At 73.9% G+C, this 19296-nt stretch carries 12 protein-coding genes; 3 read left to right on the forward strand and 9 right to left on the reverse strand.

Annotated features, from left to right (window positions below; translation table 11 throughout):
• Nucleotides 1–70: 70 nt before the first annotated feature.
• Both ACIO6U_RS35885 and ACIO6U_RS35890 read right to left on the reverse strand, forming a co-directional pair.
• The gene (locus ACIO6U_RS35885; protein WP_401725626.1) at nucleotides 71–3808 is read right to left on the reverse strand and encodes an ATP-dependent helicase; all 3738 of its coding nucleotides are present in this window, start codon (nucleotides 3806–3808) and stop codon (nucleotides 71–73) included.
• A 359-nt stretch (nucleotides 3809–4167) separates the two neighbouring features.
• Nucleotides 4168–4539 (reverse strand): MGMT family protein, encoded by a 372-nt coding sequence (locus tag ACIO6U_RS35890; RefSeq protein WP_355348662.1) that lies wholly within the window; start codon nucleotides 4537–4539, stop codon nucleotides 4168–4170.
• Nucleotides 4540–5075: 536 nt separating this feature from the next.
• Here ACIO6U_RS35890 and ACIO6U_RS35895 point away from each other — a divergent pair.
• Nucleotides 5076–7724: a YbhN family protein gene (locus ACIO6U_RS35895; protein ID WP_401725640.1), complete on the forward strand. Its 2649-nt coding sequence runs from the start codon at nucleotides 5076–5078 to the stop codon at nucleotides 7722–7724.
• 63 nt (nucleotides 7725–7787) lie between these two features.
• Here ACIO6U_RS35895 and ACIO6U_RS35900 read toward each other — a convergent pair whose 3' ends face one another.
• Nucleotides 7788–8378 (reverse strand): hypothetical protein, encoded by a 591-nt coding sequence (locus ACIO6U_RS35900; protein ID WP_401306549.1) that lies wholly within the window; start codon nucleotides 8376–8378, stop codon nucleotides 7788–7790.
• Nucleotides 8379–8774: 396 nt separating this feature from the next.
• Here ACIO6U_RS35900 and ACIO6U_RS35905 point away from each other — a divergent pair, with 396 nt between their 5' ends.
• Entirely contained in the window at nucleotides 8775–9467 is a 693-nt protein-coding gene (locus ACIO6U_RS35905) for a hypothetical protein (protein WP_401725629.1), read from the forward strand.
• Complete coding sequence (locus tag ACIO6U_RS35910; protein WP_401725631.1) at nucleotides 9464–10567, forward strand: hypothetical protein; 1104 nt, start codon at nucleotides 9464–9466, stop codon at nucleotides 10565–10567. Before ACIO6U_RS35905 ends, ACIO6U_RS35910 begins: the two co-directional genes overlap by 4 nt.
• Before the next feature lie 93 nt (nucleotides 10568–10660).
• Here ACIO6U_RS35910 and ACIO6U_RS35915 read toward each other — a convergent pair whose 3' ends face one another.
• From ACIO6U_RS35915 to ACIO6U_RS35940, 6 genes are all read right to left on the reverse strand, one after another.
• On the reverse strand, nucleotides 10661–11563 hold the full coding sequence (locus ACIO6U_RS35915) for a VCBS repeat-containing protein (protein ID WP_355348651.1): 903 nt from the start codon (nucleotides 11561–11563) through the stop codon (nucleotides 10661–10663).
• Nucleotides 11564–11823: 260 nt separating this feature from the next.
• Nucleotides 11824–13002 carry an adenylyltransferase/sulfurtransferase MoeZ gene (gene moeZ / locus ACIO6U_RS35920; RefSeq protein ID WP_355348647.1) on the reverse strand — a complete coding sequence of 393 codons (1179 nt, stop codon included), beginning with the start codon at nucleotides 13000–13002 and terminating at the stop codon, nucleotides 11824–11826.
• 201 nt (nucleotides 13003–13203) lie between these two features.
• A complete protein-coding gene (locus ACIO6U_RS35925; RefSeq protein ID WP_401725642.1) occupies nucleotides 13204–14082 on the reverse strand; it encodes a spherulation-specific family 4 protein in 879 nt (292 codons plus the stop codon).
• Between the two features lie 59 nt (nucleotides 14083–14141).
• Nucleotides 14142–15053 (reverse strand): NAD(P)-dependent oxidoreductase, encoded by a 912-nt coding sequence (locus tag ACIO6U_RS35930; protein ID WP_188283310.1) that lies wholly within the window; start codon nucleotides 15051–15053, stop codon nucleotides 14142–14144.
• 167 nt (nucleotides 15054–15220) lie between these two features.
• Complete coding sequence (locus tag ACIO6U_RS35935) at nucleotides 15221–16144, reverse strand: hypothetical protein (protein ID WP_391052944.1); 924 nt, start codon at nucleotides 16142–16144, stop codon at nucleotides 15221–15223.
• Nucleotides 16145–17334: 1190 nt separating this feature from the next.
• Nucleotides 17335–19068 carry a DUF3492 domain-containing protein gene (locus tag ACIO6U_RS35940; protein ID WP_355348641.1) on the reverse strand — a complete coding sequence of 578 codons (1734 nt, stop codon included), beginning with the start codon at nucleotides 19066–19068 and terminating at the stop codon, nucleotides 17335–17337.
• Nucleotides 19069–19296 lie beyond the last annotated feature (228 nt).

Below are 19296 nucleotides of genomic sequence, written 5' to 3' on the forward strand. Positions count from 1 at the left end.
GGCGGCCCGTACGGCGGCCGTCACTCACACCGGGGCACGGCCGTCGCTCGCACCGGGGCGCGGCCGTCGTTCACTCCACCACCTGGCGTCCCTCCGGTCGCGCCGTACAGGCCGCCCGGAAGGCGCAGTTGGCGCAGTGCTGGCCGGTGGACGGGGTGAAGCGCTCGTCCAGGACGCGGCCCGCGGCCTCGGCCAGCAGCTCCTGCGCCCACTCCCCCGCCAGCGGTTCCTGGCGCTGCACGGCCGGTACGGTCTCGCCGCCCTCCTTGCGCGTCGCGCCGAGCCTGAGCTGGACGAGTTCGGCGCCGCCGGACGGCGGGCGGGTGTCGTTGAAGAGCGGGTCGACGGCGCCTTCGCGCACGGCGAGCTGGTAGACGGCGAGCTGCGGGTGGTGGGTGACCTCGGCCGCGGTGGGCTTGGAACGGCCGGTCTTGAAGTCGACGACGTACGCGTTGCCCTCGGCGTCGGTCTCGACGCGGTCCATGCTGCCGCGGATCCGTACCCGGGCGTCGCCCGCCTCCAAGGTGACGTCGAAGCCGTGCTCGGTGGCGACGGGGGTACGGCCGCGCTCCATGACGTGCCAGCGCAGGAAGCGCTCCAGGGCCGCGCGGGCGTTCTCCTTCTCCTGCCGGGACTTCCACGGCGCGTCGAAGGCGAGGGCGTCCCAGACCGAGTCCAGCCGTTCCATCAGGACGTCGAGGTCGGCGGGGGCGCGTCCCGAGGCGACCTCGTCGGCCAGGACGTGGACGACGTTGCCGAAGCCCTGGGCGGCGGTGGACGGCGGTTCCGCCTTGACCTCGCGGCCGAGGAACCACTGGAGCGCGCAGGTGTTGGCGAGCTGGTCGAGCGCGCTGCCGGACAGGACGACGGGCTGGTCGCGGTCGCGCAGCGGGACCGTCGAGCGGGTCGGCTCGTACAGGCCCCACCAGCGGTCGGGGTGCGCGGCGGGCACGAGCGCGTACCCGTCGTCGTTGAGCGCCGCGAGCGTGGCCAGCCGGCGCGCGGCGGCGTCGCGCAGGGCCGGGGACGCGGCGGGGTCGACGGTGGTGGCCCGCAGCTCGGCGACGAGCGCCGCGACGGCCAGCGGGCGGCGCGAGCGGTGGGTGACGTCCTGCGGGGGCACGCCCAGCTCGGCCAGGAAGCGGGAGGGCTGGTCGCCGTCGTCGTTGGCCGACTTCACGGCCGTGACCAGCAGGCGCTCGCGGGCGCGGGTGGCCGCCACGTAGAACAGCCGCCGTTCCTCCGCGAGGAGCGCGCCCTGGCTGAGCGGCGGCGCGAGGCCGTCGGTGCCGATCCGGTCCGCCTCCAGCAGCGAGCCGCGCCGCCGCAGGTCGGGCCAGACGCCGTCCTGCACCCCGGCCACCACGACGAGCCGCCACTCCAGGCCCTTCGACCGGTGCGCGGTCATCAGGCGTACGGCGTCGGGGCGTACGGCCGGGCCGCCGAGCGTGTCGGCGACGATGTCGTGCGCCGACAGCTCCTCGATGAGGTTCAGCGCGCCCCGGCCGCCGGTGCGCTCCTCGGCCCGCGCCGCCGTCTCGAACAGCGCGCACACCGCGTCCAGGTCACGGTCGGCGTGGCGTCCGCCCGCCCCGCCCCGCAACGCCGCCCGCTCAAGCCTCCCCGGCCAGGGCGAGCCGTCCCACAGGCCCCACAGCGCCTCTTCCGCCGTCCCGCCGCCCGCCAGCGTGTCCCGCGCGGCCCTCAGCAGCCCGCCCACCCGCAGCGCCCCCCGCGCATACGCCGGGTCGTGCGCCACCAGCCGCTCCGGCTCCCCCACCGCCTCCGCGATCAGCTCGTCCGACCCCCGCGGTACCGCGCGGCCCGCGGCCCGCTCCTCCTCCCGCAACGCCCGCCCCAACCGCCGCAGATCCGCGGCGTCCATCCCCCCCAACGGCGACGTCAGCAGCGCGACGGCGTCCTCCACCCCAACAACCACCCGCCCCACCCCCCGCCCGTCGCCCCGCGAAGACCCGTCGGGTGCCGCCGACGAAGCAGCGACCTCACCCCGCCCCTGCGGGCCGCCGAACGGCGCAGGCCCGGAAAGGGTGGCCGACGATCGGCCGGGCTCGGCGGGGCCGGCCGTCGACGCCGAGTACGCGCCGGGCCCTCCCAGCCCACCGGGCAGCACGGCGTCCGCGTCCTCGCCGGGCGCTCCCAGGCCGTCCGGCCGAGCGGAGTCCACGCCTCCGCCGGGCGTTCCGGGCCCACCGGGCAGAGCGGCGTCCGCGTCCCCGCCGGGCGCTCCCAGCCCACCCGGCCGAGCGGCGTCTGCGTTCTCGCCGGACGCTCCCAAGCCGCCAAGCCGAGCGGCGTCTGCGTCCCCGCCGGGCGTTCCCGGGGCGCCGGGGAGGGTGGGGGGCTCAGGGGCAGCCGACTCGGCTGCGAGGCGGAGGGCGAGGAGGAGGGGGGCGACGGCGGGCTCGGCGTGGAGGGGGATGTCGGGGGCGTCGAGGTGGACGGGGACGCCGGAGGTGGTGAGGGCGCGGCGCAGGGCCGGGAGGGGCGAGGCGGAGCGCAGGAGGACGGCCATGTCGTGCCAGGGGATGCCGTCTTCGAGATGCGCGCGGCGCAGGGTGTCGGCGATACCGTCGAGTTCCGCGCCGGAGGTCGGATACGTGCGGACGGCGACCGCGCCGTCGGACCGTACGGCGTGCAGCGCGCGGTGCTGCCGTACGGCCGCGGCGGGCAGCTTGGGCAGCGGCATGCGGGTGGTGAGCCGCCGGGTGGCGTCCAGGAGTTCGGCCCCGGCGCGGCGGGAGACGGTGAGGACGCGGACGGCGGCGGCCTTGGCGTCGCGGGGCGGGAAGTCGGTGGGGAAGTCGAGGATGCCGTTGATGTCGGCGCCGCGGAAGGCGTAGATCGACTGGTCGGGGTCGCCGAAGGCGACCAGCGTGCGGCCCTGCCCCGCCAGCGCCTGGAGGAGCCGTACCTGCGCCGGGTCGGTGTCCTGGTACTCGTCGACGAAGACGGCGTCGTACCGCCCGGCCAGCTCCCGGTGCGTCTCGGGGCGTTCGGCGAGCAGCGCGGCCCGGTGGACGAGTTCGGTGTAGTCGATGACCCCCTGGAGGTCGCTGACCTCCAGGTATTCGTCCAGGAAGGCCGCCGCCGCGGTCCAGTCGGGCCGCCCGATGCGGCGGGCGAAGTCCGCGAGGGCGCGCGGGCCGAGCCCCAGTTCGCGGCTGCGCGCGACCACCGCGCGCACCTCGTCGGCGAATCCGCGCGTGGTGCGCGCGGCCCGCAGGTCGTCCGGCCAGCGGAATTTGCCGCGCCCGTCGCGTTCGAGCATGGCCTCTCCCGCCAGCAGCTCGCGGACCAGCAGGTCCTGCTCGGGTCCCGACAGCAGCCTGATCGGGTCGGCGAACAGCTCGGGCGCCTGGTGCTCGCGGACCAGGGCGTAGCAGAAGGAGTGGAAGGTGGTGGCATGCGGCGCCACCACTCCGCCGGTCGCGCCGCCCGGACCGTCGGGTTCCGCCGCCGCCCGCGCCGCCAGCCGGTCGCGCAGCTCGACGGCGGCCTTGCGGCTGAAGGTGAGCACGAGAATCCGGTCGGGATCCGTCCCGGCCCGCACCCGCGCCGTGACCGCCTCGACGAGCGTGGTCGTCTTGCCGGTGCCGGGCCCCGCCAGCACCAGCAGCGGCCCCTGCCCGTGCTCAACCACCGCGCGCTGTGCCGCGTCCAGCACAGGAGGCGTCGCGGCCACCGGCGGCGTCCGCACCAACCGGTACCCGCCGCCCGCACCCCGGTGCGCCTGGTGCGGCACTGCCGAGGTGGCGGAGGAGGCGGAGGAGACCGAGGAGGATGTCACGTGGTTCGCCGGTTCTGTCGGGGCCAGGATCAGATGCGCGTACGGATTCGGGTGCGGGATCGGTCACGTAGTCGGTCATGGGGTCGGTCACGGATTCTGCCGCGGGCTCTGGCACAAGCTCGGGCAGGAGGTCGGTCACAGGACCGGTCGCGGGGTCGGTCACGTAGTCGGTCGCGGGCTCTGGCCGTCGTACGGGGACGCGCACGGGACCGCGTACCGGGTCACGTACGCCGCCGGGATCGCGTTCCCGGACGGGAGCTGTCGACGCTACGCCACGCGCGGGATGTACTCCGTACGGACGGCCGATGCCATCGCGGCGGCGCCGATGACGGAAGCTGGAGGACATGAGTCCCCGGCCGTCAGCCGCTGCCGCCCCCCGCGAGGTCGGCGGCGCCCCCGTCCCAGCGGGCCCTGCGCATGTCGACGCGCGGTATGTGCCCCTCGGCGGCCGGGCCGCGCTCACGCAGCGGGGTGCCCTCGGCGCGGTACGCGTCCAGCGCGCTCAGCTCGTGGCCGGGCAGCAGCGTCCCGTCGGAGCGCACGACACGCCACCAGGTCACGCCGCCGCCGTACAGCGCCATGACCCGGCCGACCTGTCGCGGACCGCCTTCGCCCAGGTATTCCGCGACATCGCCGTATGTCATCACGCGGCCGGGCGGGATCAGTTCTACGGTGTCCAGCACCCGCTCCGCGTACTCCGTGGGGGCACCGGGGTCGTACTCCTCGCTCATCCGAACAATCCTGCCCCAGACCACCGACAACGGGGGGTTCCGGTCCCATTCGCAGACCTCTCATGCCACCATCGTCCGGGCGGTGACTGGTGATACGAGATCAAGAAGAAGAGACGGCTGGGGAGCAGCAGCCGGGCGCGGAGCAGGCCGGACCGGCCGACCGCGCCCCCGACGCGCTGCCCGCGCACCCCGCCGCGCCGGCCGCGAACGGGGCCCACAGGGCGCGCCTGTCCGACCTGCCCGTGCCCGACACCACGCGTGACGCCGTGGCCGAACCCGCGACGGACACCGGCCCGGACGCCGACCGGGCCGCCGCAGACGACACGACGCCCGAGGCCACACCCGACACCGCGTCCGGCACCGCGTCCGGCGCCACGCCAGGCACGGTGTCCGGCGCCACGCCCGAGAAGACCCCGGACACCGCGTCCGGCACCGCCCCCGGCCCCGCTCCCACCCTGACCCCAGGGCCGGGACCCGGCACCGTCCTGGTCGACGAACCGCTGCTCGCCGCCCGCGTGCACCGCCCCGCCGACCTGATGCGCTTCCTGTTCGGGCTGCTGGGCATCGCGGTCGTGCTGGCCATCGCGGGCTTCGCGCACGCGACGACCACCGGCCTGGAGACGGACATCTCCAAGGGCGCCGACCACGCGCCCGACGCCCTGTCGTCCTTCGCGGGCCTGACCGCGAGCATCGCCGTACTGATCGTGCCGGTCGCCTTCGCGATCGAGCGGCTGGTCAAGCGGGACGGGCTGCGGATCGCCGACGGCGTCCTGGCGGCCGTCCTCGCGCACGGCGCCGCGCTCGCCACCGACTTGTGGGTGACCAGCTCCGCGCCGAATCCGATCCAGGAGGCGCTGACCCACAGCGCGCCCGGCGGCACCGGCCTCACCGACCCCGTGCACGGCTATCTCGCGCCCGTCATCGCCTATGTGACGGCGGTCGGGATGGCGCGCAGACCGCGCTGGCGGGTCGCGCTGTGGTTCGTGCTGCTGCTGGACGCCTTCGCGGTGCTGGTCGGCGGCTACACGACACCGTTCTCGATCGCCGTGACCGTGCTGATCGGCTGGACGGTCGCCTACGGCACGGTCTATGCGGTCGGCTCGCCGAACGTCCGGCCGACCGGGCAGCACCTGCTCGCGGGCCTGCGCCGGGTCGGCTTCGCGCCGCAGACCGCGCGCCGGGTCGAGCTGGACGGCCCGGAGACCGCGGACTCCGACCGCGGCCGGGCGTATCTGGTGACGCTGGAGGACGGCCCGCCGCTGGACGTCACGGTGGTCGACCGGGAGCAGCAGGCGCACGGTTTCTTCTACCGGCTGTGGCGGCGGCTCGCCCTGGTCGGCGGGATCACGCAGCGGCGCAGTCTGCTGTCGCTGCGGCAGGCGCTGGAGCAGGAGGCGCTGCTGGCGTACGCGGCCATCGCCGCCGGGGCCAACGCGCCGAAGCTGATCGCCACCTCCGAGCTGGGCCCCGACGCGGTGATGCTGGTCTACGAGCACATCGGCGGCCGGCGGTTCGACTCGCTCGCGGACGACGAGATCACCGACGACCTGCTGCGCGAGGCGTGGACGCAGGTGCGGGCGCTCCAGTCGCGGCGGATCGCGCACCGGCGGCTGGTCGGTGAGTCGCTGCTGGTGGATCGTTCCGGCAAGGTCGTGCTGACCGAGCTGCGCGGCGGTGAGATCGCGGCCGGGGACATCGTGCTGCGGATGGACATCGCGCAGATGCTGACGACGCTGGCGCTGCGGGTGGGGCCCGAGCGCGCGGTGGCCTCGGGGCTCGCGGTGCTCGGTCCCGACCGGGTCGCCAACTCGCTGCCGCTGCTCCAGCCGATCGCGCTGAGCCGGGAGACCCGGGCGCGTCTGAAGGTGCTCGGGCGGGCCCGCGCGCAGCGCGAGCGGGACGCGGTGCTCGCGGCGTCGGCGGCGGAGAAGGAGGCACGGGCCGCGGAGCGCGCGCACGGCGCCGATGTGGCGCACGGCGGCGCGACGGCGGCGGTGCCGCCAGGGGACCTCAGAGCCGGGGACCTCAAGGCCGGGGATCTCAGAACCGGGGATCTCAGAGCAGGGGACCTCAAGACCGGGGACCTCAAGGCGGGCAAGCTCAAGGCGGGCCGGAAGGCCGAGCGCAAGGCCGAGAGCAAGGCGGAGAAGCGGGCCATAGAGGACGCGCTGGAGGAGGCCCGCGAGGACGACCTGCTCTCCCTCATCCGCCAGCAGGTGCTGCTGATCCGTCCGCAGGCGCCGGTCGAGCCGGTCCGTCTCGAACGCATCAAGCCGCGCACGCTGATCACGGTGATCGCGGGCGCCTTCGCCGCGTATTTCCTGCTGTCCCAGCTCAGTTCCGTGCCGATCGGCGACGCCATCGCCAACGCCGACTGGCGGTGGGCGGTGATCGCGGTCCTCGGCTCCGCGGCCAGTTACGTCGCCGCCGCGTGCGCGCTCTCCGGGTTCGTACCGGAGCGGCTGTCGCTGGTGAAGACGGTGCTCGCGCAGGTCGCCGGGTCGTTCGTGAAGCTGGTCGCCCCGGCCGCGGTCGGCGGTGTCGCGCTCAACACCCGCTACTTGCAGAAGGCGGGCGTACGGCCCGGCCTGGCGGTGGCGAGCGTCGGCGCCTCCCAGCTCGTCGGCCTCGGCTCGCACGTGGTGCTGCTGATGGCGTTCGGCTTCATCACCGGTACGGAGAAGACGCCGTCGCTGTCGCCGTCCCGTACGGTCATGGCCGGGCTGCTGACCGCGGGCGTGCTGGTGCTGGTCGTCACGGCGGTGCCCGCGCTGCGGAAGTTCGTCTCGACGCGGGTACGCGCGCTGTTCGCCGGAGTCGTGCCGCGCATGCTGGACGTACTCCAGCGGCCCGCGAAGCTGATCACCGGCATCGGCGGCACGCTGATGCTGACGGTCACCTTCGTGATCTGCCTGGACGGCTGCGTACGGGCCTTCGGCGGCCACCTCAGTTACGCGGCCATCGCCGTCGTCTTCCTCGCGGGCAACGCGCTGGGGTCCGCCGCGCCCACCCCCGGTGGCGTCGGGGCCGTCGAACTCGCCCTCACCGGTGGCCTGATCGCCGCCGGGCTGCCGAAGGAGGTCGCCACTCCGGCCGTGCTCTTCTTCCGGCTGCTGACCTTCTGGCTGCCGGTGCTGCCCGGCTGGGTCTCCTTCCACCACCTCACCCGCAAGGGCGAGCTGTAGCACGCGGGTTGACGTACTCCGCGGCCGGCCGGTCCGAAGGACCGAATCAGCGGGCCCCGCGCGCTACTTGATGTCGGAGATCTTCTTCGTCGCCAGGTCCGACCGCACCTTGAGCGTCTGGTACGTCTCGTGGCCCTTCCCGCCGAACGTCAGGCGCACATTGGTGAAGGCGTGTCCCGCGCCGCTGCCCGCGTACGTCACGCGCCACGCCGTCGGTACGTCCTGGGCGCGCAGCACGCCGTCCGCGTGGTTCTTCTTCTCCCACGCGGCGAGCTTCTTCTGGAGGCCCTTGGTCAGGAAGTGCGACCGCAGGTCGGCGCCGAGGTGGCCGCTGTCGGTGTCCCAGACGGCGTCGATGTAGGACCCGTAGAAGTCGGCGACGCGGCCCGTCGTGGACTGCGGGCTGCCGGAGCCGATCACCGGCTCGGCCTTGGCGCCCTTGTGGGCCTTGTGCGCCGTGGGCGCCTGGTGCGCGACCGCGTGCCCGTGCCCGGTCGTGCGGGACTGCCCGGTCGTGTGGGACGCGGTCCGCGGCTGGGACTGCGCCTGCGCCGCGGCGGCGGGTACGGCGACCGCGAGCGCCACCGCGGCCGTGGTGAGGGCGATACGGCGGACGGTACGGGTACGAGTACCGGTGGTGCGGCTCTGCTGCATGACGTGCCTTGCCTTTCGAAGGTTCTTCGAGGGCTCGGGTGCTCCGCGCCACGCGAAGTCGTCGTGTTCTCCGCGGTGTTCGACGCGTTCGAGCCCATTCGCTGCTTTTACGGCGTTTGTTCGGGACCCACCACTTGTATCCAATAGGTCGCCGACTATCCGTTAGGAGGGGTTGTGTCCTTGCCGGGTTGCGCGGCATCCGGGTGGAATCGGCGGCTGTGCCGTCGCGGTGACCCGCACGTGACCGAACCAGCACACTTCCCCTCTCAACACGGGCCGCCGCCTTGGGTACGTTGGATTCCACTTGGATACGGGGCCAAGGGGTGTTCGGCGTTCGATGTGTTGTTCGGCCGGTGCCCGTCGGTGCCCGGTGAGCACCGATCGGGAGCGTTGACCATGCGAGTCCACTGCGGCGCAACGGCCGCCGCGTTGACGGCGACCGCCGTCCTGACGCTGTCCGCCTGCGGCGGCGGTGGAGGTGGCGGCTCCGACACGATCGACGGGGATGCGGCGAACACCGCCTCCCCCACCGCGACGGCCGCCTCTCCCACGGCGTCGGCGTCCGCCGAGCCGACCGCGCCGCCCGTGACGCAGGATCCGAACCTGGCGCTGCCGGGCGATCTGAAGCTGGTCTTCGACTGGCCCGCGCCGACCGGTCACGCCGAGGCCGCCGCGCTGGGCAACGCCGCCAACTTCATGCGCAGCATCGCCCACGGCATCGTGAAGCGGAATGTCAACGAGCCGCTGGTGGCGCAGTACGCGCAGCCGGGCGGCAGCGCCGCCGCGTATGCCCGTACGCAGATCGGGCAGGCGGTGGACGGCGGCTGGACCGAGACCGGCACCGACCGCTTCTACCGGCCCACGGTGAAGGTGACCTCGGCGAAGACCGCCGCCACGGTCGGCTTCTGCGACTTCCAGGGCAAGGTCTACGGCAAGGACGTCAGGTCGGGCAAGCTCCTCGGCACCGCGGTCACCGACAGCAGTTACGTGTACTTCACGATCGTCATGGCCAAGTTCCCCGCGGGGGCCGACCTGTGGCAAGCCGTGTCCGTCGATGCGAAAGCGAAGGCAACGCAATGCAAGGAGTGACCACCCCATCGGGCCCGGCAACGGGCCTGCGCCGTGCGGCTCTTGGCGCGGCCACCGCGATCCTCGTGACGGCCGCCACGGCCACCGTCGCCGCCCCGGCCTTCGCCGACGTGCCCGGCGGCAAGACCAGCGGCTCGGGTGACGACAAGGGCAATCTGAGCGCGGGCGTCCAGGTCACCTATCCCACGGACACCAGCACGAAGGGCTCGGGAGGCCATTCGCTCGGCGCCGCCGACAATGTGACGTGGACGCCGCCGCCGTGCTGGATCGGCCCCGTCGCCGGCCCCGCCGAATTCAAGAAGATGGTCGAGAAGCAGGTCAAGGAGACCAACGAGTATCCGGGCCAGGCCAATTACGCCATGCAGGCCATGGACGAGTACAAGAAGCACTATTCGGAGGGCAGGACCTGGAGCGGCAACGGCGAGAAGGCGTACAAGAACTTCAATCTCGACCAGCAGGGCAAGGGCGCTTTCTGGGGGCCGGTGACGAATCCCAACTCCGACAGCCCCGACCGCTTCGACTGCAACGGCACGCTGCCCTTCTGGGTCCCCAACGGCCAGCGCCCGCCCGCCGGTACGCCGAACGTGATCACCACGGAGATGCTGGCCCGGCTCGCCTTCGCGCACACCAAGGTGCCGGGCGTGGACATCCGGACGAATCCGGTGGGCACCCAGACCGTCAATCTGCCCACCTGGGTGACGCTGAACGAGAACTACGCGCCGGTCACCGTCAGGGCCGAACTCAACATCCCCGGCGCGCAGGCCATGTGGGCCGAGACGACGGCCACGCCGACCAGCGTCCACATCGATCCGGGGACGTCGGACGCCACCGTGTACCCGTCCTCCGCCGAGTGCCCCATCGGCAAGGGCGGCCAGGTCGGCGCCCCGTACACCGAGGGCGCCACCGGCAACCCGCCGTGCGGTGTGACGTATCGGCGCTCCACGCAGAGCACCGGCGCGTACGACCTGAACGTGACGGCCACCTGGAAGGTCTCCTGGCGCGGTTCGGACGGCGCGGCCGACAACCCGCCGCTGCCGAACGGTGTGATCACCCAGGACCACCCGGTCACGGTCCAGGAGATCCAGACCGTCAACCGCTGAACCGGACCATGTGAGAGGCCCGCCGCCCGGAGGAGTTCCGGGCGGCGGGCCTCGTTTCACGGTTGAACGGCGCGATCCGGAGGACGGCGCGGCTTAGAACAGGTAGTTGTACGTGTTCCAGCCGCCGCCGATCTTCACGCGGGCCGCGAACGGGGCGCCGGCGTTGCCGGTGCCCTTGTACAGCCACAGGACACCCGACGTGTCGCGGGCGATCAGGTCGTTGCGACCGTCACCGCTGGTGTCGCCCAGGCTGAGGATCTTGTTGTAGGTGTTCCACCCACCGCCGATCTTCGTCCGCGCGGCGAACGGCGCGTCGATGTTGCCGGTGCCCTTGTAGAGCCAGAGCGCACCGCTGCTGTCGCGGGCCACGATGTCGGGCTTGCCGTCACCGGTGAGGTCACCGCGGCCGGCGATCTGGTTGTAGGTGTTCCACCCGCCGCCGACCTTGCGCTTCTTGGCGAACGTGCCGTCCGCGTAGGACAGGTAGAGCCACAGCACGCCGCTGCTGTCACGGGCGAGCAGGTCCGGGTTGGCGGCGCCGCCGACGTTGCCCGGCGTCACGAAGGCGTTGTAGACGTTCCAGCCGGTGCCGATCACGGTGCCCTCGTCGGGCGAGGCCGCCGAGAAGATCCGGAGCGTGCCGCCGAACCGCGCGTAGACGTTCACGTGCGTGTCGTTGCCCGAGTTGTTCTTGAAGAACGCGTTGGCGCTGCCCATCCCGTAGCCGGTCTGGGTGCGGGAGCCGAAGCCGTTCGCCTTCGGCGGGTAGCTCCAGATCCGGCCGCTGGAGTCGCGGCCGTCGATGCCGAACGACCAGATCTTGTCGTCCTGCGCGGCGTTCGTGGAGAACGTCGAGACGCCGGGTGCGGCGGTGTGGCTCTGCGCGTCCTTGACGGTGGTGAGCGCGGGCGAGCCGCCCTCGGCGCTGGCGGCGACGGAGGCGCCCAGCACCATGGCGAGCGTGCCCGCCGTCACCGCGGCGGCCCTGGCCTTCATTCCCCGTCCGGTCCGCCGGTTTTTCTGCGTTTTCACGTAGTGGTCCCCCTCAGTGAAATGTCCCTGCTCCGTACGGATCACTCCGCACGGGAGCCCCTGACGCTACCTCCTTCGCCCCCCGGCTCTCTCATGGGCAGGTCATGGGTCCGTCACAGTTTCGATACCGTCAAGGGCATCTGGAACAACAGGACATGACGGGACGGCGGAGGGGCCCGGTGCGTGGCACCGGGCCCCTCCGCCGTGAGACCGCTTCAACTGGCTTAGTACACGGGCTTGTCGGGCTCGATCGTGTTGACCCAGCCGATCACGCCGCCGCCGACGTGCACGGCGTCGGAGAAGCCCGCGGACTTCAGGACGGCGAGGACCTCCGCGGAGCGCACACCGGTCTTGCAGTGCAGGACGATCCGCTTGTCCTGCGGCAGGTGCTCCAGGGCGCTGCCCATCAGGAACTCGTTCTTCGGGATGAGCTTCGCGCCGGGGATGGAGACGATCTCGTACTCGTTCGGCTCGCGGACATCGATGACCTCGATGTTCTCGCCGTCGTCCATCCACTCCTTGAGCTGCTTGGGAGTGATGGTCGAGCCGAGCGCGGCCTCCTGGGCCTCCTCGGACACGACGCCGCAGAACGCCTCGTAGTCGATCAGCTCGGTGACGGTCGGGTTCTCGCCGCAGACCGCGCAGTCCGGGTCCTTGCGGACCTTCACCGTGCGGTACGTCATCTCCAGGGCGTCGTAGATCATCAGGCGGCCGAGCAGCGGCTCACCGATGCCCGCGAGCAGCTTGATGGCCTCGGTGACCTGGATCGAGCCGATGGACGCGCACAGCACGCCGAGGACGCCGCCCTCGGCGCAGGAGGGGACCATGCCGGGGGGCGGGGGCTCCGGGTAGAGGCAGCGGTAGCAGGGGCCGTGCTCGGACCAGAAGACCGATGCCTGGCCGTCGAAGCGGTAGATGGAGCCCCAGACGTAGGGCTTGCCCAGCAGCACGCACGCGTCGTTGACCAGGTAGCGGGTCGCGAAGTTGTCCGTGCCGTCGACGATCAGGTCGTACTGGGAGAAGATCTCCATCACGTTCTCGGCTTCGAGCCGCTCTTCGTGCAGGACGACGTTCACGTACGGGTTGATGCCCTTGACGGAGTCGCGGGCGGATTCGGCCTTCGAGCGGCCGATGTCGGCCTGGCTGTGGATGATCTGACGCTGGAGGTTCGACTCGTCGACCTCGTCGAATTCGACGATGCCGAGCGTGCCGACGCCCGCGGCGGCCAGGTACATCAGGGCCGGAGAGCCGAGCCCGCCGGCGCCGACACACAGCACCTTGGCGTTCTTCAGCCGCTTCTGGCCGTCCATTCCCACGTCGGGGATGATCAGATGGCGCGAATACCTGCGGACCTCGTCAACGGAGAGCTCGGCGGCCGGCTCGACCAGGGGTGGCAGCGACACAGGGACCTCAGCAATACGGTTGGTCGGTCATCAGTCAGTACGTGCGGTACGTGCTGTCCCTGCAACACTGCCACGCCGGTCTTCATTCCAAGACACCCGGTCCGAGGACCGAGACGGAATCGGCTCACATCCCGGTCACGTCCCGGTCACGCTCCGGCCGCGCCCTGGCCGTGTCCGGTCCGAGGGGCCGCCGCGCCGGTGCTACGTGCTCGGCGACGGCTGTTTGCGCAGCATACGGACGGCTTCGTGCCAGTATCCGGCCAGGCCCGCCCACGGGTCGGCGCCGTCCCGGTCCGTGCGGTCGGTGAGGCACACCGTGGACGCGCCCTGCCAGCGGGCGATCCGCAGGGCGGTGTCCAGATGGGACCTGGGCAGGCCGTGCACCAGGTGCACGAAGCGTTCCGGCGGGTACGCGGCCGTCCACTCCGGCGCCTCCGACCAGCGGTAACTGGTCCAGGGGCCGCAGAAGGTGACGAGCTGGTCGGCCAGCTCGGCGTATCCGGGCCACGGGTGCTCGCCGTGGCCGAGGACGATCTGGCCGCCGCCGCTCTCCGGCAGGCGCGAGGCGGCGGCTCCCGCTCTCCCGCTGGCCCCACTGGCCCCACTGGCCCCACTGCCCCATCTGCCTCTGCTGTCCGCGGCGTCCTCGTTGCCCTCCGCGCCCTCCGTGCCCCCGGTGCCCCCGGTGCCCCCGGTGCCCCCGGTGTCCTCGTCGTCCGCGTGCAGCAGTGCCCGCAGCGTGGTCACCACCCGGCGGCACTCGGCGGCGTCGGCGCGGCCGGTCGGGGCGCGGTCCAGGTAGAAGCCGTCGACCCGGTACCAGTCCAGGTAGTGGGAGGCGTCGGCGAGCAGGTCGCCGAAGGGCCGGGTGCCGTTGCGGCAGTCCAGCAGTCCGAGGACCGGGACGCCGTTCTCACGGACGCGGCCGACGACCTCTCCGTACAGCGGGTCGGGCCGCGTACCGGGGCCGCGGGCCACGTCGAAGGCGGCCCAGTGCAGCGGCGCCCCCGGCCGGGCCAGTTCGGCCCATTCGGTGGGGGCGACCAGCGGGTGCGCGAACGCCGGGACGCCGAAGCCCATCGCGTCCCGGCCCGCGCCCGCACGGCGGCGCAGTCCCGTGCCCCACTGGTGCGGTCGCGTCAGACGCGACATGCCGCCTCCATCCACACATCGGCCAGGGACTCCTCCAGGCCGATCCGGGGCCGCCAGCCGAGCCGGTCCCTGGCGGTACGGACGTCGGCCTGCTGCCAGCCGCCGCAGCCGTCGGGGTACGGGGGCGGCCCGGCGGAGGCGGGGGTCTCGTCCAGCTCGTGCAGCGAGCCCTCGTAGCCCGCCACATGGGCGAGGGCCGCGGCCATCTCACGCATCCGGACGGCCCGGCCGCTGCCGATGTTCACCACGCCCTGCGCGGCGGACAGCGACGCGGCGTGCACGGCGCGGGCCACGTCGCGGGCGTCGATGAAGTCGCGCTGGACGCCGAGGCCGCCGAGTTTCAGCTCGCCGTCGCCGTTCTGCATCGCGCGGCGCAGGGTTTCGGCGACCCGGCCGAGCGGGGCCCCGGTCGGGGTGCCGGGGCCGACCGGGCTGAACACCCGCAGCACCACCGCGTCGAGACCTGAGCTGAGGACCAGTTCGGTCGCGGCGAGCTTGCTGACGCCGTACGGGCCGCCGGGGCGCGGCACCGCGTCCTCGCCGGTGGACGCGCCCTGCGGCGAGGGCCCGTACTCGGAGCCGCAGCCGAGCTGGACGAGCCGGGCGTCGACCTGGCTGCGGCGCATCGCCTCGCAGACGGTGGCGACGGCGACGGTGTTCTGCCGGGTCAGCTCGCGGGCGCCACCCCTGGTCGTACCGGCGCAGTTGATCACGACTCCGGGGTGCACGGCGTCCAGGAACCTGGCGAGGACGCCGGGCGCGCCGCTCGCCAGGTCGAAGCGGACATCCGCGTCGTCGCTCCTGCCGAGCGCGGTGAGCTGGACGGCGGGGTCGGCGAGGAGCCGCTCCGCGACATGCCGGCCGAGGAAGCCGTCGGCTCCGAGCAGCAGCACTCTCATCGCGTGCCTCCGAGTGCCTGCGCCGAGTGTCCCGTCGTGCGCCCGCGGGGCGGAAGGCCGTCCTCGCGGACGAGGAGGGGGCGTGCCGGGCGTCGGGCCGCGGTCGGGGTCGGGGCGGTTCGGTACCTGGTCAAGGGGTGTTCTCCTGGTCGTTCGTTCTGCTGAGGTCAGGGGTGGTGGCGCGGCGGCGGCCGGTGCGCGGAGGCACGGGGCAGCACGCGGAACGCCTGCGCGGTCAGCACGAGTGCGGCGGCGCCGCAGATGACGGCTTGCGCGGTGGCGGGGGCAGGGCCGAGGTGCAGGGGGGTCGCGGCGAGGGTCAGCGCCTCGGCGGCGCAGGCCGCCCCGAGACCGGCCGCCGCGTGGCCGGGGAAGCCGTGCACGGACAGCAGGCGCGCGGCGAAGAGCAGCAGGCCGAGGGCGGCCGGTCCGGCCAGTGGCGCGGAGCCCGCGACGGCGGTGGCCGTGTCGAGCAGGGCGATCAGCGCGACGGCGTACGCGGCGAGGGCCGCGGCCAGGCGGGGGCGTACGGCGTCGGCGAAGTCCGACAGGCCGTGGCTGGGGGCGAGTTGGGCCCTGGAGCGGACGGCGAGCCAGTGCGCGCAGTACGCGGCGGGCAGCAGGGCGAAGGTGAGCGCCGCGAGGGTGGCGGCGCCGGCGGTGCGGCCGGTGGCGTGCCCGGCGTACAGCGCGTAGCCGAGCAGACCGTACGTCCATACGGCGGCGCCCGCGCCGCGCTCGACCCGCAGCGGTCCGATCCGTACGGCGGCCCACGCGACGACGGCGACGAACGCCAGCAGCGGCAGCCGTACGCTTCCGGGGGCTCCGGCCGCCAGCGCGCACACCGCGCCCGGCACCGCCTGCGCGGCCCCGGTCCGCCAGCGCGGCAGGGCCCGTTCCCGCTCCCCCGGCGCCGCCTCCAGTCGGCGTACCGCCCTCGGGACCCGCGCGTACAGCTCCTCCGCGAGCCCGAAGACGTCCCGGTGCCGCAGGCGTCGCGCGGCTCCGTCCGTCACGCCGTGGGCTTCCAGCCCGGCCGCGATCTCCCACTCGTCCACGGCGCCCGCGATCAGCGCCTCGTGCCGGTGCATCACTCCCCGTACGGGGTCGGCGGGCCCCCTGCGCCGCGGCTCGTCCGCGGCGCCCGGCCGCGCCCCCGCCCGAAAGTCCGCCACCCGTCCGCCGGCCTGCGGCCCGCCCCGCGCGGCCCGTCGCCCGCCGTCGATCCCCACCAACCGCCCTCCGGGCCGCGCCTCCCCACCCGCCCCCGCCCCAGCACCGCGTCGCCCCGCACCCGACCGCTCCCCACCCTCGGCGTCCAAGCCGACCGGTACCGGCCCGCGCCGCTCGCGAGCGGGGCCGCCAGGCAGGGCCAAGTCCCCTTCCAGGGGCGGCACTTCGAGTACGGAAGCGTTTGCGCCCGCGCGCGCCGAATCGCCCTCCGCCTCGGGGCCCTCGGCAACGCGGAGGCCCGCGCCCGAGCGCAACCCGCCGTCAGCGTCCAGGCCGCCCGGTACCGAACCGTCCCGCTCGCGAGCGGGGCCGCCAGGCAGGACCAAGTCCCCGTCCACGACAGCCACTTCGGATACGGAAACGTTCGTGCCCGGGCGGGTCTCGGCCCGCATGAGGCCCGCGCCGCTCACCGATGCGGCGCTGTCCGGGTCCGCGAGGCGAGCGTCAGGCAAGCCGTGCGCCCCGTCATCACCCGGGTTCACCGGCCCCGACTCGGGCCGCCGCGCCGAATCCGCGTGGGCCTGCGGCTCGTCGGTAACGCGGTGGCCCGCGCCTGAGCGGGGCTCGCGCTGCTCGCGAGCGGGGTCGCCAAGCACCGCCAAGCCCCGGTCCACGACGGGCACTTCGGATGCGGAAGCGTCCGGACTTGGCGGCGCGGCGGCGGGTGGGGAGGCGGCTCCGAACGAATCTGTGCGGGTCGGGGCGGCGGGGTGGGGCTGGGCGGTCTCGGGCGCGGCGGCGGGCGGTTGCGCGTCGTCCGCGACGACGGTCCGGGACCGTACGCGCGACGGGTCGCCGTCCGGGGGGGCCGGACGCAGCTCGGCCGGGTGCTCGTCGGAGTCCGGGTTCCGCGCCGGGAGGCGGGAGGCGCCGAAGAGGGCCGTGACCGTCTCGTCGAGGGAGTGGGGGGTGGCCTCGTCGTCGTAGGCGTCTATGTCTATGGCGGTGGGGTCGTCGGGGTCGTGGGGCGGGAGCCGCAGGGGTGAGGCGGGCGGGGCGGCCTGGGCGGTGAGGCGGGTGAGTAAGGCGTGGGCGGGGGTCGGCGTGGTCATGAGGGGGAGCCTCCGGAGGCGGACGGGGCACCTACGGGTTCGGGGGTGCGGGACCAGGCGGGGTGGGCGGGGGTGGGGGCCAGGCGGGCCGGGACGTGCGACTCGGCGGGAGCCGTGAACGGCCGCGGATCGCCCGCCGCGTCGAGCAGCGGCTCGCGCCGCACGGGATGGTGCGCGACCACGTCGAGATAGCTCTCGCGGAAGGCGTCCACGCACCGGGTGACGGTGAAGAGCGCGAGCGCCCGCTCCCGGGCCGCCGCCCCGAGCCGCGACGCCCGCTCGGGCCCGCGCAGCAGATCGACGACGGCGTCCGCCAGCGCCTTGGGGTTGCGCGGCGGCACGACGAGCCCGGTGCCGCCGATGACCTCGCGGACGGCCCCCACGTCGGTGGACACGGTGGGCCGCCCGCAGAACATCGCCTCGACCAGGCTCAGCGGAAAGCCTTCCGCGCTGCTGGAGAGCACCACGACGTCGCCCGCGGCGTACGCGTCGGCGAGTTCGGGCGCGCCGGGCGACCCGATCTCCTCGAAGCTCACGGGACTCTCACCGACGGCGTTGGCGTCGGCGGCCTCGTAGGGGAAGAGCTGCGCGGCGAGCGTCCGGCAGTGCCCGAGGTAGGAGGCCGCGCGTTCGTCGGCGGCCCGCAGCCGCAGGTAGAAGATCCGCAGCCGCGCCCGCGGCTCGTCCGCGCGTATCGCGCGGAAGGCGTGCAGCAGCGCGATGAGGTCCTTGGCCGGATCGATCCTGCCGACCCAGGCGAGCGTGGGGTCGGCGTGCGCGGCGGGCGCGGTGGCCTCGGCCTCGGCGGCCTCGCCCGCGAGGGCGAAGCGCGCCGCGTCGATCCCCGGATGGATGGTCCGCATCCGGTCGCGCGGCGCCCCGCACCGCTCCTGCCAGCGCCGCACATGCGTGGAGCCAGGCGTGACGAGCGCGGCCTGCCGGTAGCTCTCCCCGGCGAGCAGCCGGTGGTAGTCGCCGAGCACCACCCGTACGGCTCCGGCCAGTCCGGCCGCGCGGTTCCCGAGCAGCGCCTCCCGTACCCGCACGGTGTACTCGGTGACGATGAGCGGCGTTCCGCAGAACCGTTTGGCCAGCAGGCCGGGCAAGGCCGCCGGGCCCCCGGAGACGGCGTGGCAGACATCGACGGCGCCCAGTTCGCTCGACCCGTACCAGGGCGCGGACAGCGGCCTGAGCTGGCGCTCCAACAACTCGGCGACGGCGAGGAGTTCGGTGACGACGATGTCGCCGAGCACGGGACGCACGCCGGGGGCGCGGCACGCCGACTCCAGGGCGGCGAGCGCGTCCTCGCCGCGCAACAGATCGGGCAGGCCGCCGTGTTCTGCGGCGACCTCGGCGAGACCGTACAGCCCGGAGGCGAAACGGTCCGCCCGGTCGGCGGAGCCGAGCCCGGCGCCGCCGGCCAGCGCCGCGACCAGGTCGCGGTAGTGGGTGAGGAAGTCGGCGCGTCTGGCGCGTCTGGCCGCCCGGCCGCCGCCGCACGTCGGCGCGAGGGCGGCGGCCGGGGGCTCCCCCCAGAGGCGTTCCGCGCGGAACCGCCGTACGTGCGACGGCACTTCGACGCGGCCCCCCGCCTCCGTCCGCGGTGACCGGCTGAGCGCGTACACGTCGAATTCGTGGTGCGCGAGACCGCGGACGAGCCGGTCGCACCACGCACCCCCTTCACCTCGCGCGTACGGGTAACCACCCTCGGTGAGCAATGCGATACGCACGTGTACGCCCCCTTTCTCCCTGGCTCGGCCACAGCGGAATGTCGGCCGGGTGGCGCCCACGGGACCTGCGTCCGCCCGGCGCGAAGACGTTATTCCGGTACGGCGGTGGGGGGGGGGGGGGGGGGGGGGGGGGGGGGGGGGCCGCGCGGGGGGGGGGGGGGGGGGGGGGGGGGGGGGGGGGGCGGGGGGGGCCTCAGGTGGCGATGCCGATGGCCTGCTTGACGGTGG

Source organism: Streptomyces sp. NPDC087422 (assembly GCF_044744145.1).
Taxonomy (GTDB): Bacteria; Actinomycetota; Actinomycetes; order Streptomycetales; family Streptomycetaceae; genus Actinacidiphila.

Excerpts from the sequence above, each read along its gene's own strand:
- ACIO6U_RS35890 (WP_355348662.1), bottom strand. The coding sequence starts at position 4,539 with ATGAGCGAGGAGTACGACCCCGGTGCCCCCACGGAGTACGCGGAGCGG.
- ACIO6U_RS35895 (WP_401725640.1), top strand. The coding sequence starts at position 5,076 with ATGCGCTTCCTGTTCGGGCTGCTGGGCATCGCGGTCGTGCTGGCCATC.
- ACIO6U_RS35900 (WP_401306549.1), bottom strand. The coding sequence starts at position 8,378 with ATGCAGCAGAGCCGCACCACCGGTACTCGTACCCGTACCGTCCGCCGT.
- ACIO6U_RS35905 (WP_401725629.1), top strand. The coding sequence starts at position 8,775 with ATGCGAGTCCACTGCGGCGCAACGGCCGCCGCGTTGACGGCGACCGCC.
- ACIO6U_RS35915 (WP_355348651.1), bottom strand. The coding sequence starts at position 11,563 with ATGAAGGCCAGGGCCGCCGCGGTGACGGCGGGCACGCTCGCCATGGTG.
- ACIO6U_RS35925 (WP_401725642.1), bottom strand. The coding sequence starts at position 14,082 with ATGGGCTTCGGCGTCCCGGCGTTCGCGCACCCGCTGGTCGCCCCCACC.
- ACIO6U_RS35930 (WP_188283310.1), bottom strand. The coding sequence starts at position 15,053 with ATGAGAGTGCTGCTGCTCGGAGCCGACGGCTTCCTCGGCCGGCATGTC.
- ACIO6U_RS35935 (WP_391052944.1), bottom strand. The coding sequence starts at position 16,144 with ATGCACCGGCACGAGGCGCTGATCGCGGGCGCCGTGGACGAGTGGGAG.